This is a genomic window from Pseudochryseolinea flava, from assembly GCF_003286915.1.
GTDB classification, from domain to species: Bacteria; Bacteroidota; Bacteroidia; order Cytophagales; family Cyclobacteriaceae; genus Ohtaekwangia; species Ohtaekwangia flava.
Map to the genome: position 1 here is coordinate 37017 of NZ_QMFY01000001.1, position 16250 is coordinate 53266.

Annotated in this window: 7 protein-coding genes; 1 reads left to right on the forward strand and 6 read right to left on the reverse strand. The window is 44.5% G+C overall.

From position 1 onward, the window contains the following. Positions 1-14: 14 nt before the first annotated feature. Positions 15-1460 carry an SDR family oxidoreductase gene (locus DQQ10_RS00195; protein WP_112744790.1) on the reverse strand — a complete coding sequence of 482 codons (1446 nt, stop codon included), beginning with the start codon at positions 1458-1460 and terminating at the stop codon, positions 15-17. A 408-nt stretch (positions 1461-1868) separates the two neighbouring features. Between DQQ10_RS00195 and DQQ10_RS00200 the strand changes: the two genes are divergently transcribed. After that, positions 1869-5975, forward strand: coding sequence for a two-component regulator propeller domain-containing protein (locus DQQ10_RS00200; protein WP_112745702.1), 4107 nt, complete (start codon positions 1869-1871; stop codon positions 5973-5975). 210 nt (positions 5976-6185) lie between these two features. Here the strand turns inward: DQQ10_RS00200 and DQQ10_RS00205 are convergent, their stop codons facing one another. The 5 genes from DQQ10_RS00205 to DQQ10_RS00225 form a co-directional block, all read right to left on the reverse strand. Continuing rightward, complete coding sequence (locus tag DQQ10_RS00205) at positions 6186-8330, reverse strand: endo-1,4-beta-xylanase (RefSeq protein WP_112744791.1); 2145 nt, start codon at positions 8328-8330, stop codon at positions 6186-6188. Between the two features lie 24 nt (positions 8331-8354). Then, positions 8355-9464, reverse strand: a complete 1110-nt coding sequence (locus DQQ10_RS00210; RefSeq protein ID WP_112744792.1) for a DUF5627 domain-containing protein — start codon at positions 9462-9464, stop codon at positions 8355-8357. A 34-nt stretch (positions 9465-9498) separates the two neighbouring features. Further along, a complete protein-coding gene (locus DQQ10_RS00215; RefSeq protein ID WP_112744793.1) occupies positions 9499-11277 on the reverse strand; it encodes a RagB/SusD family nutrient uptake outer membrane protein in 1779 nt (592 codons plus the stop codon). A gap of 27 nt (positions 11278-11304) precedes the next feature. Beyond that, complete coding sequence (locus DQQ10_RS00220) at positions 11305-14181, reverse strand: SusC/RagA family TonB-linked outer membrane protein (RefSeq protein ID WP_112744794.1); 2877 nt, start codon at positions 14179-14181, stop codon at positions 11305-11307. Positions 14182-14297: 116 nt separating this feature from the next. Continuing rightward, positions 14298-16241 carry a RagB/SusD family nutrient uptake outer membrane protein gene (locus tag DQQ10_RS00225; RefSeq protein ID WP_112744795.1) on the reverse strand — a complete coding sequence of 648 codons (1944 nt, stop codon included), beginning with the start codon at positions 16239-16241 and terminating at the stop codon, positions 14298-14300. Positions 16242-16250: the final 9 nt, after the last annotated feature.

Below are 16250 nucleotides of genomic sequence, written 5' to 3' on the forward strand. Positions count from 1 at the left end.
CTGGATGCAATGCATCATGACTGCACAATAGCTTTCGCCATGCGCGGAAAAATCAGCGCGTGAAATGGCAACACACTAAACCAATATAGCCGTCCCCATAGGCCCAACGGGCGGAACGTTGCCGTCTGCACAAGCTTATGTGTCTGGTCTTCTGATTTGATAGTAAACTCTAACCACGCTTCGCCAGGCAATTTCATTTCAGCATAGAGTATCAATCTTCCTTTAATTGGATCTGCCAAAATTACGCGCCAGAAGTCGAGTGCATCACCAGTCTTCAACGCGTTCTCGCTTCTTCTGCCACGACGAATCCCAACACCACCTACAATAGTATCAGCGAAGCCCCGTATTCGCCAGAGCCAGTTCCCCGCATACCATCCCTTCTTCCCGCCAATAGACCATAAGTTGGCAATCACTTCTTTGACAGGGCGCGTAAAAGAAATCTCACGTCTATCCGTGAGAACACCATGCGATGGCACTTCAATATTATTCATGACGTCACGTCGACCCGTTTGAAGGTAGAAAGAATCTTTCCAACTCGAGATGATATTCTTATGGCTAATCTTATCGAATGCAAGTTCCAGCGCCTGACGATAGCTAAATAATGTAATCGGAACAATCGATTGGATTTCATTGTCTTTGCATACCACCTCGTTCTTCATGCTATCAACGAGTGACTTTGCTAGCGCGTACGAAGTAGCTGTAACGAATACCAACCACATCGACGACAACCTGGGCGTAAGAACCGGAACTGTAATGATCATGCGCTTAAGCTTCCTGGCTTTTGCGTACGCGTAGAGCATTTCTTTGTAGGTAAGCACATCGGTGCCACCAATGTCGAACGTTTTTCCTAGCGCTTCGTCTTTGGCCATCACCCCGACTAGATATTCGAGAACATTTCGAATAGCAATGGGCTGACATCGTGTGTCAAGCCACCGCGGTGCGATCATCACGGGAAGTTTTTCTACGAGGTCACGAATGATTTCAAATGACGCGCTTCCAGAACCAATAATGATGGCTGCGCGAAGAACTGTGAGCGGAACGCTTGCCGAGCGAAGAATATCTTCGACAGCTGTTCGGGATGTTAGATGACTTGAAAGATTCGCACTGTTAGCGATGCCTGACACATAAATAATTTGTTGCGTTTTTGTTTGATTGATACGCGTTGTGAAATTCTTAGCAGATCGTTTTTCAAGTTCCTGAAAATCTTCATTGGCGGAACTCATTGAATGGAGAAGGTAATAAGCAATGTCTATCTCTTCCGGAATGATGTGCATCGACGACGCGTCCGAAAAATCGCATTCAAGCACTTCAAAGTTTTTATAGATCTCTCTCGGGAATGCATCCCAATCAAACTTTTGACGATGGCGAACCGCACAAAAGACGTGATGTCCTGCGTCAAGTAAAACTGGAAGGAGGCGTCTTCCGATATAGCCGGTAGAACCTGTGAGCAGAATATTCATAGATGCCTTCGCGCTTGGTCGTGTTAGTATTAAGAACAATTGTGCGCGGGAAGTGTTTAAAAAAAAAGGAATTGAATTGGTTGCCGTCGCAAAATACTCATTCCGCTGAGATGTGATTGTCGACGTCCGTGACGACGATTCCGAAATAAACTGAATGAGATGAGTACGATTTTAAAAGCCGGACCATGCGCTCAAGATGAAATAGCATCCTTAGTCTTCATAACGAAAGCATTGCGTCGCGCAAACGCCCATTGCTCAACTTACAAAAAACAATCGCTTCTCGCAGCGAAAAATCTTTATGTCGTACTCCAAAAAACTTAGTTCCCGAAATCTTTTTTTGTAGCTTGTAAAGCATACTCCGTGATAAGCAACAACGTGGGGAATTCGTTACAGCATAACGCAAAGATCGTGAAAACCGGACGCTACATTTTAATTATCCTACTTTTCGTATCCTGTACAGGCTATTCACAATCCGGCAAATTTTTCAGCGTTGACGCTGATCTTTCCAGCAGTCTGGTTCATGACATTTACCAGGACCATAACCAAGTTATCTGGATTGCCACCGATAACGGGTTAAACCGTTACGATGGGTCAAAATTTAAGGTTTACAAAAGCGATAAAAATGATAGCACGTCGTTGCTACATAATTACGTCCGCGTTCTTGCGGAAGATGGAAAAGGCAGATTGTTTGTTGGTCTGGTGAATGGCTTGCAGATATATGATGATGCATTCGATTCATTTCAGTCTGTGCCGTTGCTCATGATAGACGGTAATCCGTTTCCGGCGCACGTCACCACAATTTTACAACGAAAGAATGGTGACATTCTCATTGGTACAACAGGCCACGGCATATTCATTCTTAAGAACACGAACGGAAAAATCTTTGCACAACAGCTTTCGTCACCGATGCCGAGTTACCTGATCAAAACGCTCTTCGAGGACACGCATCAAAACTTATGGATATGTACGCAGGACAAAGGCCTCTTCCGGGTGGACGAACATCATCGACTTACGCAGCCAGATATTCATGGAGACAGTAAAAACATTTTTAGTTTGTGTGAGGACAGCGAAGGAAAATTATACGCAGGAAGCATTACTACAGGCCTCTATACATACAACGAAAAATCAGACGCTTTTTTTCCGACACTGGACACTGAGAATCGCTTGCCCATCACAAAACTTTTGGTGACGCGTTCGGGCCGAGTGCTCATCGGTACTGAGGGTCGCGGCTTAAAAAGTTATGATCCTAAAAAACGAGAATTTTCAAATGCTGATTTGACAACGAACACCGTTGATCTTTCACGCAACAAAATTCATGCGCTGCTTGAAGACAATGCCGGTAATCTGTGGATCGGAATATTTCAAAAAGGAATTATGTTGGTGCCTGCCAGAACAAATCGTTTTCAATACTATGGTCACCGCTCAGTATCGAATGACATCATCGGCTCTGCCAACGTTACGGCATTGCACAAAGATCGCTTTGGTATACTTTGGGTTGGTACAGATGGTGATGGTGTTTATGCCCTGGACGCTGCAGGAAATAGAAAAGCATATTTCAAACCCTCTGGCAAGTCCGGGAGTGCACCGGCAACCATCCTTGATATTTACGAAGATTCTAATGACAATCTATGGCTGGGATCTTACGATAATGGTATTTGTGTCCTGAATCGTGCGACGGGACAGTGCCAATACATGAACAACTTAATTTCACCTGATGGTGAAATACCAAAAGTATTTGAAATTACCGAGGACAAGGAGAAGCGCCTCTGGATTGGAACCATGGGATTGGGACTTTATTCGCTCGATTTGAAAACATCCGTTGTAGAACAATTTAGAGCAATCGGTCCTGATTATCGACCAGACATTGATGTGTTACATAATGACTGGATTAATGCCGTGTTGGTGAGCAAAAACAACAAGCTTTACATCGGCACCGCAGATGGGCTCGGATGTCTTGACTTAAATACCGGAAAGTTTAATACTGCATTCAACGGCACAAACCGCCTCTTAGCTGGACTCATTGTTCACACGCTGCATGAGGATAAAAATGGAACGATTTGGATAGGAACATCTGAGGGCGTCGTCTCATATCAACAGAATCAAAGCGGCACCCAAGATTCTTTGATGCAGTTGACGACAGACCACGGTCTGCCCAGCAATGTAATCTTTGGTATACTCAGTGATACATTAAATCATCTCTGGGTCAGCACAAATTATGGGCTGTCACGGATAGACAAGAAAACACATTCTATTGTCAACTTCTATCAGGATGATGGGTTACAGGGGAATGAATTTTCAGACGCTGCGTGTGTGGACGGCGCTGAAATGTTTTTTGGTGGAACCGATGGGATTACGTTTTTTGATCCGAGCCGTATAACGGAAGAAGTAAAAAAAATTGAAGTACGCGTCACAGGATTTTACATACACAATCAGCCGGTCAAAAAAGGAATGAAGTCGGGTATGTATAACATCGTTGACACTACCGTGATGAATGCTGCTGTGTTTGAGCTTTCACAAAAAGATAATTCATTCACCATCGAGTTTTCTGTGATGGAATTCAGTAATCCAAACCGGATTACGTACCTGTATTCGCTAAATGGTAATGGTTGGATAGAACTTGCGCCAGGAAAAAACACCGTAACCTTTAGCGATATTTCTCCGGGTGACTATGAGTTCCGAATACGCGCTAAGGATCATGGAACGTATTCCGAAGCGAAGATAATTACAATCACGGTTCATCCCTTGTGGTACTTTTCATTTTGGGCCAAGCTATGCTATGCACTTGTCGCATTCGTTACCATGACTGTTTTTATTCAGCAGGTAAGGCAACGACAAGAAGCGAAGCGAAAAATACAAGCGCACGTTCATGCCAAACAACTTAACGACGCGAAGCTGCAGTTTTTCATCAATATCGCGCACGAGATCCGCACACCTGTTACACTCATTCTTAGTCCACTGAAAAAATTGATTACAAAAGACAAAGATCGTGAACGACAGCGCTCCTATGCCGCGATGGACAGGAATTCAAATCGTATCCTGCACCTTGTCAATCAGCTGATGGATGTTCAACGTATTGATCGCGGCCAGATGATGTTAGCGTTTCAGGAAACAGAAATGGTTGCGTTCATTTCAGACTTATGTTCTGCGTTTGATGAGCAGACCCGCATGAAGGAAATTGATCTTACCTATAAACACGATATGAAGGCTCTTCACGCGTGGATAGATCCTTTCAATTTCGACAAAGTAATTTTGAATATTCTTGCCAATGCGCTCAAGTTTACACCTGTCGGCGGAAAAATCAATGTTGCTTTACGTACGGTCAAAGAAGACGCGGATCTTACTACAGGTCAAGAATATTTCCAGGTTGAAATTTCCGACACTGGGAGCGGAATCAGAGAAGGCGAATTGGAAAAGGTCTTCGAATGTTTTTACCAGGCTCGCGACAGCCATCATAATTTTAGCTCCGGCGCAGGCATTGGCCTTCATCTTACCCGCTCAATCGTGGAACTGCATCACGGCAGGATATGGTCGGAGAACAACAAAAATGGAAAGGGATGTAGCTTTATTTTCCGCCTTCCATTGGGGAACCAGCATCTGAATCCAGAACAGATGTTAATTGCAGAGGCTTCGCAAAAAACAGAACATGCATTTGAAATGCAGGCGATCCCAGTAGTGAGCACGCCGGAGGTGAAAGTCAAACCTAAAAGTACTTATCGAGTTCTGGTCGTAGACGATGATCCGGATATCCTCCAGTACATCAGAACAGAGATGGCTAGTGATTATCACATGATCACGTGTAAGGACGGAAAAGAAGCCTTGTCATATGTATTGCAACATACTCCGGATGTCGTCGTATCCGACATAAAAATGCCCACGATGGATGGCATTACGTTGTGTCAGAAAATAAAACAAAACGTAAACATCAACCACATTCCCGTCATACTACTCACGGCCAAAGTTGAGGAGGAATACAATCTCGAAGGGTTAGGAATTGGTGCAGACGGGTACCTACAGAAACCTTTCAATGTAGAAATACTCCGCAAAACGATTCAAAATGTGATACGCACACGGGAAATTCTTCGTAATAAATTTACAGGAAGTCAGCAGCAGAAAGACAAAGTGCAGGATGTTGTGTTGGCTTCGTCGAACGAGAAATTGCTGACGCGGATTATGGACGCAATCAACAAAAATATCGCTAATCCCGGATTGAATGTCGAGATGCTATCGCACGAGGTGGGCATCAGTCGCGTTCATCTGCATCGCAAGCTAAAGGAGTTAACGAGTCAGTCGACACGAGATCTAATTCGAAACATACGTCTTCAACAAGCTGCCAAATTAATTTCAGAAAAACAGATGAACATCACGGAAGTTGCTTTTGCAACTGGCTTCACTAACATTGGACATTTCTCCAGTGCTTTTAAAGATTTTTATGGGATCCCACCTTCTCAGTATATGGAAAATCACTTACACACAACCAAAATTAAAAAGTCAACGGAGCGCAAACGTTCAAACTAAATAATGAGTGGTGACACGTGAGACCGATACCTCATGGCTACTACACAATCAACGCGCGTCGTAAATCCCTTTATATCATTTGCAGCTCTTCAAATTCAATAGCGCTAGATCCTGTTGAACGTAAAAGAGGTTGCCAAACCAAAAGCAACCTCTTGACTACGTGTTCCAACCCAAAAATCCTAGTTTAATATCAGTGCCAAAAAATGTCGATTAGTTTTCTTTCAAAGCATCTGCCACTGCCCCATAAGCTCTCTTTCGATTAAATCCCAGCGTCCATACTCCAATTGGCTCGCCTGCGCGCCAGGAAGATCCTGTTGGACTATCTTTCGGACTCCATAATGTGATACCGTACTGTTGTTGTGCGGGAATGATCTCAAAATATTTTTGTACTACAAACTTGTACATTTCAGCTTGTGCTTTGTAATGTTCGTCTGTTGCATCGTTGGTCTGAACACCAACACCGATATCCAGTTCAGAGATCTTAATCAACTTGCCAGTCGCCGCCAGCAATTCAAGCATTTCTATAATTTTATTTTTATCTGAATCTGTACTGATGTGCATCTGTGTACCGATACCATCAACACGGCCGCCGTGACTATCGATATACTCGGCATATTCAATCAGACCTTTGCATTTATCAAGGTTATACTCAAGATTGTAATCGTTGATGAATAGTTTATCAGAAGTGTTGCCGTAGTGCGCCGCCATTTTAAAAGCTTCGACTGCGTAGTCCTTGCCCAGGTAGTCCTGCCAGTAAAACTCGTCTGCTGCGAGTTCCCTGCCAACTCCAGTTTTTAGTTCGTAAGGGTTGCCATCATCCATCGGTTCATTCACAACATCCCATGCTTTCACGTAATCTTTTGAAACCTCCATCATTCCGGCGATCCATCGGTCAAGTTCATTGTGAATAATTTCTCTTTTTTCTTCAGGTGTTTTCTCTATCACCTGCGCTCCGCCACCATCAGGATTTATTCTACTTAGCGTCACATCGTCGACGTACACCGTTCCAGCAAAGTCGCCAAAGCTGAAAATAAATCTGTTTCTATCTGCTTTGCTAGCTGTTGTCTGTAATGTGTATTCCTTCCATTCCGTAGAAATAGCAAAAGTACCGAAGCCATCACTTGAATAGTCAGCAGTGGATTGGATCTCGGCACGAATAGTACCAGCTACATTTGACTTCACTTTAAAATTCAAAACGTAAGTTGATCCCGTCTGCAATGCCGGTGACAGATCATAGGCAGTCTGTGCTTCCCAAAAATTTACAGCAGAAGGATTTGTGAACGTGTACGCGTAGCCAACATTGTTATGACCACTACCTTGTGTTGAAATTCCTCTGGTCGATCCGTTACCCCAGCCCATCCAACCAGCTCCGCCTCCGCTTTCAAAGTCTGAGTTGGATATAACGCTGGCCTCCAGTGACGGGCCGCCGCCACCCATCTCGTTGTATTTTTCCAGCTTTATCTGATCGAAATAGTAATTGGTCGCTTTACTTCCGAGATTAAAGGCAATCGTTTTAATCTGTTTTGTATCATCTGTGATCGTTGCCTCTGCAACATATTGCGTCCATGTTGTTGTCGCGCTAATGTCTCCGAAGGTTCCATGATGTTTAAAGGCGCCAGGTTCTCCATGACCTTGTGTAGGAAATGTGGCGGCGACATCTGCCCGCACATACATGGTTAATTTATACTTTTCACCTACCTGCGTTTCGTTAGGAAATGTAACAAACAACTGACTCTCCCAATTGTTGGTCCGAACCTCAGGATTGGTGACTTTCAAAGCGCGATCTGAGGCATCTGCACCCGGCGAAGAATAACTTAGTTGTGCGCCAGCGTTTGATGTGAAGTTAGATTGATCATCGGTTTCAAAATCTGCAGTGGTAACAGGATCCCAGGTTGGCTCACCTGTTATAATAGTAGGTGCAATAGTTTTGTTCAGGTACGTTGCATTTTGGTTTGCATGCCAACAGAGCGTGTGACCGTAAATACCAATGTTTGCAATACGAGCAGCCTCGACAAGACTTTTAACGGGCCCGAGATTTAGACTTCCGTCGCTCTGCACAACCGCGCCATGTTTCATTTCCCACCCTGCAACCACTTCATCAAAATTAGAAACTAACATGCTGTAGTCTGTTTCTTTTTTTAAGAAGTCGCTTACGGAAATACCGGCACCAAGTTTAAAATTTGGGTTGGCGTTTCGATTAACGTACGACTTTAATACATCATATTCCCGAAGGTACTCGAGCTCCGCCATACGCGCGGATTTTTCAACTTCGAAAAGCAGTTTGCTTTCATCGGCACAAGATGCTAAAGCCCATAGCGCAATAGCACTTATCCAAACTTTTTTAGAGCGTATCATATCTATCGCTGTTTATCTGGTCCATTAATTTTTATAGAAAGGGGTCAACACTTCCACCTTTACGCCGCGATCGCGAACCACCAAGGTATCGCTGGTAACATAGCTCACCTGGTCAGTTCTGTTGGGTAGCCCTGCATTAGGATATGTTGTCTCCACTTCGTAGCTCACGTTGTATTGAAGGTATAACACATCTCTGTCCTTGTTACCCCAACTCTTCTTTTCTCCCTTTTTAACAAATGCTCCGCTTCCTGTCGCTGAGATATTGTACACGCTTACAGAGTCATTCACGTCATAAGCAGTAACATGAGGTTCAACGGTACATGATTCATCTTCATTGAAGTTCAGTTTCAACGCCAAGTTCAAATTCAATCCGGAGTAACCTTTGTAATCTTGTGTATACTTCAGTTCATGCAGGGAGAGCGTACTCAGTGAACGAAGTTCGTCGGCCTCCACCGTGGGCTGATGACGCGTTATTGTGGAAGTAGCTCCGTTAACGGTGATTTGATCCTTACCACGTCTCAAGTAGTTTGCGTGCCAGGGATTGATGTATTTAATGAAATAAAGAACGTAATCTTTCGGTTGGATATCCCAGTGCGAGGCATTCACTTTGTCTGGCTCCTGAACTTTTGGTAACCCTGAAAGAATTGCATCGGCATTAGTAACATTGAGCATGCGTAACGGAATGACATAGGTATTTTGCAATGCGTTGGCGTCTGCAAAAAATGCATCCGTCAATTGCACACCTACGGCTCCCTGCAGTTTATGATCAAGAGATATCTGGTTACCGGAAAGTGTGTAGTAGTTCGCGGGCATCGGCTGTACCGGAACGGTGAACGCAGCGTCGAGATACAATTTGTTACATAGGGAATTATCCACCGCGATGTCAATATCTATTTTCTTTTTGTTTTCATAAACACCGCCCATCGTTGCATATATCTGACACTTATAATCGTTGTCAAGCGAAGTGTCGTAAATATCTTCTCCAAGCACGATTGTTCTTACCGGATATTGGTATGCGAAATACACCGTGCTCTTGTCGTAATCAGGGAAAGAGATTTCCTGATTTTCGCACGACATCGTCAGCGCTGAAAGACTTATACCGCACAATATTGATTGTAAATTATACCGTTTCATATTTTGCTATTTTTCATCATTAGTATTTCAATCATTACCAGCCTTCATTTTGTTGGAGCGCACTCCACTTGGTGATTTCACCATAGGGGATTGGCCCATAGAACATATGCTGCTGGTAATTTCTGCTTTCAACATTGATCGGCGTATAGATTACGGTATTGCCAGGTTTTGAAACCTGAATACCCCGCGCAGTTTCATTCAACTCATTCAAACTTACTTTCCAACGGCGGATATCTCTGAAGCGGTGGTTCTCAAAACAAAGTTCCAGGCGACGTTCGTTGCGTATCATTTGTCTCATGAGTATCTGATCACTTTTTATCGACTCGAGATAACCATCGCCGCCTGTGATACCAGCGCGTTGACGAATCGCGCGAATTACATCGTACGCCGAGTATGCGTTGCCGCCAGCGCCTGTAGGACCCCAAGCCTCATTCGCTGCTTCCGCGTACGCGAGAAAGATTTCTGTGTAACGAATGCGCGCAGTGTAATGCTTTTGCGTTGTGTTGAACTCCCCGTTTGGATTAACGTCAGACCTGAGCAACTTCCTCAAATAATAACCCGTGCGTGTAGAGAATCCTTTCTCCCGATTGATGACATCGTTTTTTGTGCCGTAGGTTCCGGTAATAATTACATCGGACCCTGGACCTTGCTGGCTTTCGTTGAGGACGATATATTTTGCCAGTCGTGGATCACGATTTGCGTATGGATTGTTGGGATCGTAATCGCTCGATGGGTTTGAGATGGGATAACCATTGATCATCGGGAATGCATCCACTAAATTTTGAGTCGGATTTACACGACCGTTTCCGAATAGAGACGGCGGAAAATTATCTCTTTCTAACTCCAGACTTTGTCCTATATCACTACGCCAAATTATTTCAGCCGGTGTTTGGCCTGAAGCTAGTTGCTCTATGCCTGAATCCTTGGTATACCACGTTCCGCCATTCGGTGCGAGACCACTGACGCCGCCAATGCGATTAAGAACCTGAGCAGCATAGCCTGCAGCTTCCTCCCAAGTCATGTTGGTACCTTCACTGTACGCCGGGCTTGCAGCGAGTAACGCTACCTGCGCACGAATCGCTTCCACAATTCTTCCAGAGATGCGACCGCGCATATGCTCTCCGTTTACGCGCTCATATTGTGTGGCGCCAAGTCCCTCTACATTCGCATATTTAGCAGGAACTTCAGCGTCCGTAAACTTTTTATAGTCAAGGGGCAAAAGTTCAAGTGCCCTATCAGCATCTGCTATAATCTGGTCTATACATTCCTGAAAAGTGTTTCTGGGTTTGTTGAAATCCGACGTTGGCGTTTCCGGATCATTCACAATAGACACACCCATCAATCGACCATCTTGCGTCCAGCCTCCGTGCGCTAATAAAAGATGATACATTTGCAATGCACGTAATCCGTAGGCTTCACCTTTCAATCGATCGTTAAAAAGCATTCTGATCACTTCATCATTTGCCCAGGCAACCTGATCCGCATTCGCCAGGAAAATATTTAAATATTGAATCGCATTCTTTCTTCCTTGCCACTGAGAAGTTGGATCATCAATAGCAGACCATGAACCCGTCGCCATTCGGAGAAAGTTGTTGTCAATGTTGTTTGAAACAGCATCATCTGTCGCCACATCAGTGTTGGGTGAGGCCGAGTAAGGAAGAAGTATGTAAGCATTACCGAGAATGCCCTGTGCAAAACCAGGTTCCTTATACATGGCATCAAGTCCCCGGATGTTTTCTGTAGCCGGTGACAAAACATCCTCGCAAGCTGTGAGCAAGAGGATGATTGCCGATAGTTGTATAAAATTTTTCATTGTATAATTCCTATTTCGTGAAGGATTTTAAAATGCTGCTCTCACGCCAAGATTATAAAATCTTGTTTGGGGAGCGCTTGTGAAATTTGTTTCCAGAATCTCCCGCTCTTTAGAAAGCGTTAGCAGGTTTGCACCGCTGATGTAAACTGAAACGTCTTGCAAGAAGGAGTTCTTTAAGATTTTATCTGGCAATGCATACGACACCTGAACCCGCGCAAGATCGAAGCGGTTGGTTTTGTATAGCCAGAAATCAGAGCTTCGGAAATTATTTGCGCTACTCTCCGTTGTCAATCTAGGATAGGTAGCACTTTCTTTTGTTTCTTCTGTCCAACGGCCGCGGACTACTTCAGAATATTTCCTGTTACCGTAAACCCAGAAATATGAATTACTCTTCATGGCGAAAGCACCAAAACTAGCTGTGCCAAGTGCGAAGAATGTAAAGCCCTTCCATCTAGCCGTTACATTCAAGCCGCCTGTAAATGGAGAACCATTTACTCCTGACTGCCCAAGAAAAACTTCATCCTTTTCATCGATTATGTTATCGTTGTTTTGATCCACATACTTAATATCTCCCGGACGTCGCTCTCCACCAAAGATTTGACGAGGGCTGTTATCAATCTCGGCCTGGCTGCCGAACAAGCCTGCACTCTGAAGGCCCCATATACCGTCTAAAGGTTTGCCTGTGCGATTTCTATACGTATCTACAAAGTTTTCGTCAAGACGGGTTGCTTCGGTTGTTAGATACAAACCCATCAATCCCAAAGAAAAATCGATTTGCCCTACTTGCTTGTTGATGTTTACATTAAAGTCGACTCCTCTACGTTGATGGTTATTGTAATTCACGAAAGGCATAAATGATGCCGGTGGAAAATCTGTTTCAAAATAACTTGGATACAACGTTGATGGCTGAATGATCAAGCCATGTATCGTGTTTAAGAAGAAAGACGCGTTGACTGTTACCAACCTATCCCACAAAGAAGTCCTCGCATTCAAGGAGATCTCCTTCCGCTTAACAAAATCCAATCCTTCCTTACTGCCGCGCAGCGAATTTGTTGAGCGCTCTGATGCACCATCAAACCACCCCCACCACGAACCCTGTGCTTGCGTATAGTTAGTTTCTGACATATAATATTCCGCGATATCTAAATCAGTTTCGAGAATACTTCCTGAAACACTTACTGATAGGTCATCTACTACATTCGAATTAACGAGAAAGCTCTCCTCGCTCAGCTTCCAGCCCAGCGTTAGGGAAGAGGATAATCCATTGCGGTAATCTTTAGCAAGTTTTGCGGAACGAAGTAATGCACCGCCCAGGCTTGCATAATACTTTTGACGGTAGTTGTAATTCGCTTCCAGCCCAAGATTAGCGTTGCCTATCCTGTGATAGACCTGCGAACGTGTCTGCTGAAATCCTGTCGCCAGAAGCTTCGCGGAGAAATTATGCCCTCGCTGTACCGGCGCAACATAATCGAAGTAGCTCGTGAACGCGATGGTTTGTCTGTTGCTGCTCCCGGTGATATTCTGAACGCCCGATTTTTTGTCGTTGTTGTATTTAGCAACAAAGCCTGATATCACATCGCTGCCATTGTAGTCAGACCATATCGGTTCATACACCGCATATGAGTTGTTATACGACGACGTGTATGATGTTGCGTAGTCGACCGCATAATGGGTATGAAATGTGAGGCCATTCAAAACACGCGAGAGATCGAAATTCAATCCCGCGTCAAATTGAAATTGACGACTCGTCCATTTACTGCTACCGCCAGCGTAGTAATCTGCGAACACGTTTTGACGATCGGTTTGAGAACCGCCTAAGAAGTATTTACCGTCGATGATGTTACTGCTACCGCCGACTGCATCAAGCGCGCTTAGGGCATTTGGATCAATGTAACTCAATGGAAGCAAGGGTGACACACGATTCGGGCGCATCGTGGCTGCATATGTCCAATAATTATCCACGTTGACCGGATCGTCGGGATTACTATCGGCGGCATTTCCACTGAGTGAATTGTAAAATGTTGCATTCGCATTTACAAAAGCGGTGATCTTTTTTGTGATGTTCAAATCGATATTGCCGCGTACGTTCAGGCGGTCAGTATAATTGTCTTTCACTTCGCCAAAAGTAAACACATCGCCTTGCCGCTGATAGCCGATGTTGGTATAGAAACGCGACAACTTGTTACCACCTGATAATTCAGCGGTCACGTCAGAACGGTTGTATGCCTTTTTCAGATAATCTGAAGAATAGAAATCAACATCGGGATAGCGATACGGATTTGAACCGGAAGCGTAGTGATAAATTTCATCGGCAGTAGATTGCGCTGGGTAACCATCGTTGATTCGCGCTTCGTTATACAACGTCATGTACTCTGCTGATCCAAGATACTTGGGGTAACGCTTCGACACATGGAAACCCGTATTCGCACGTACACTAACTTTCAAAGGTTCAGCTTTACCTCTTTTGGTCGTGATTTCAACCACACCTTTTGCCGCGCGGCTACCATAAAGCATGACAGACGCTGCACTTTTCAAAAAAGTTATTTGCTCAATCTCAGTAGGCATTACATTGTTTGCGTCGCGTGGAACGCCGTCAACCAACACCAAGTAATCATTCATGCCCCACATGGCATTGCCTGTCCATCCACTCACCAGGCCCTGGGCATTGTCGAGACTGTAAGTGGTGTAGTTCTTTTCGATGAGGCTGCTCATGTCGATGACAGATGTACCGTCGGGAATTCCATTGGGAGAGACGGTGCGAAATGGACGATTTAAAAAATTATCGGTCGAGGTATCAACCCCGGTGGAGTCCGTCGTATTCGCTTTAATGCTTTGCGCAGACACCATTGAGGGAATGCCTAGCGCAGCGCCTAAAATGAAACTTATTCGTATATAATATTTCATGTGGTATATTTTTTTGTCTAATAAGACATGTATCATCGTGAACATGTTGAATAATATTCAGCAGTAAGGTGATTCATATGTCTATTTTCTTGCTTGAAAATATTTATGTCAGAGCGTTACCATCCTGGATTCTGTGCGAATTCCGGATACATCGAAACATCCGCAACTTTGAGCGGGAACCAATAGTGACGCGTACCAAACTGCCGGGTCAAAATCGGTACTTCCCTGAAGTTTGCTACACGGGCGTCTTTTGGATCGTTCTCTTTGAAGAAGTCGACATTTTCAAGTCGATCAAATTCCTGTGATGTCTTAACATTGTAAGGCGGTTCCGTAAGCAACAGCCACCGTTGCAAATCATTGAAGCGATATCCTTCGAAAGACAATTCTACAGCACGTTCTCTACGTACCTCATCCAGAAACTTTTCACGATTTCCAGTATAGGAGGCGTGCACATGACCAGCACCTGCACGATCGCGGATAGTGTTGATTGCATCTTCTGCGGTTTTGGAAAAATTTGTTGCTCTGCCAGCTGCGCCATCGAAAGCTGCGCAAGCTTCGGCATACATCAGGTAAATGTCAGCGAGGCGCATGTAAGGAAGGTAGATGTGAAGATTACCGCTCCAGTTGTATGCACCATCGTACTTATTCGCCGTATGCGGCACCAGCTTTTGAATAAAGTAACCTGTGCGACTGCCGTTGGTCGCGCCTCTCATGGTGCCATTGCTGTGTAAGCCCGCATATCGCAGATACTCCATATCTGCCGGCATCGATGCATTAACATATTTAAAACCATCAAAAACGATATCGTGGTAAAACCGCGGATCGCGGTCTTTAAAAGGATAAGCCGGATCAAATCCTGAGGCTGGGTCGTTCAATGGCAAACCATTCGCCATACCATAGAACTTTACATAGTTCGCTGTGGGTTGGTGAATAATGTTATCGTGTTCGACAATGCCTTCTACTTTTGGACCGAATGTTTTTGTTGTATTCCAGTTACTTCCGTTGACGTCTGTAGAAGGGCCACGGAAAATTGCTTCGGTTGATCCAGGCATGAGCCAGTTCTGACCCATGGTATAAAATATATCGCTGAACTTTGACGTAACACCATCAGCCTCTTCGTGGTCATAAATGTTCTTGTAGTCAAATTGTACAAGTGCGTATTGCGTTTGACCACTCTCCACCAGGGCCAGTAATTGACCAAAGGCCTCTGCTGCTTTTCTACTGAATGTGTCGTCATAATTATAGGTATTTCCTCCGCCGAGTGATGCCCCATTCTTCATCAGTGGACTTGCGGCCCACAAATAGTTTTTTCCCAGGTAGCCAAGTGCCATGATTTTATTGGCGCGCAACTGATTTTTTCCTGCGGTTTTCGTGCCAACAGTAGTCTTATCCCAATCAATCGGCAAGAGTTCGGCTGCCCGCGCAAAATCTTCACCTGCTTTGTTAGCGCATTCCTGATAGCTGAGCCGTGGTAACATCGGCGCCTTGTCTGCCGGAAAAACTTGATCGACGTAAGGTAGGCCTCCGAAATATTCCATCATTTCAAAATGCCACCACGCCCTGAAAAAATACAGTTGACCTGCAATGAGATTCTTCTGCTCTTCCGTTCCTATGAGCTTATCGATATTAGCAAGGCCAAGATTTACCTTACGGATACTATACCATGCGTGTGGCCACAAAGCATGTTCAAATTTATTGGTTGATGTCGGACTAGTAGTCGGCTTGTCGAGCCATATACCAGGCTGACTGAGTCTTCCTGCTTGCCAAGCCCAAAAATTTCCAAGATCAACCTGGTTCGTCATGTGCCAGTTTCCTTCGATGTTGAATACTTCATCATCACCCCAGTTCCACGACGTTGTCCAGTAGTTTTTTTCCTTATCGGGGATACAGTTATAAATTTCTTCGATGTAACCCTGGAAATTAGTGAAGGTCTTAAATGCCTCCCCTTCCGCTACAATTGCGTCGGCCTCTTTATCTAAAAAATCTGAGCAGGAAAAAATTCCTGCTGCGGTTACCAATAGTAAGCCGCACCATAGCAGTGTCTTATAAATCTTCTTCATTGTCGTCAA

Bases quoted from the DNA above. Each gene is read 5' to 3' on its own strand.
- DQQ10_RS00195 (WP_112744790.1), bottom strand. From the start codon at position 1,460: ATGAATATTCTGCTCACAGGTTCTACCGGCTATATCGGAAGACGCCTC.
- DQQ10_RS00205 (WP_112744791.1), bottom strand. From the start codon at position 8,330: ATGATACGCTCTAAAAAAGTTTGGATAAGTGCTATTGCGCTATGGGCT.
- DQQ10_RS00210 (WP_112744792.1), bottom strand. From the start codon at position 9,464: ATGAAACGGTATAATTTACAATCAATATTGTGCGGTATAAGTCTTTCA.
- DQQ10_RS00215 (WP_112744793.1), bottom strand. From the start codon at position 11,277: ATGAAAAATTTTATACAACTATCGGCAATCATCCTCTTGCTCACAGCT.
- DQQ10_RS00220 (WP_112744794.1), bottom strand. From the start codon at position 14,181: ATGAAATATTATATACGAATAAGTTTCATTTTAGGCGCTGCGCTAGGC.
- DQQ10_RS00225 (WP_112744795.1), bottom strand. From the start codon at position 16,241: ATGAAGAAGATTTATAAGACACTGCTATGGTGCGGCTTACTATTGGTA.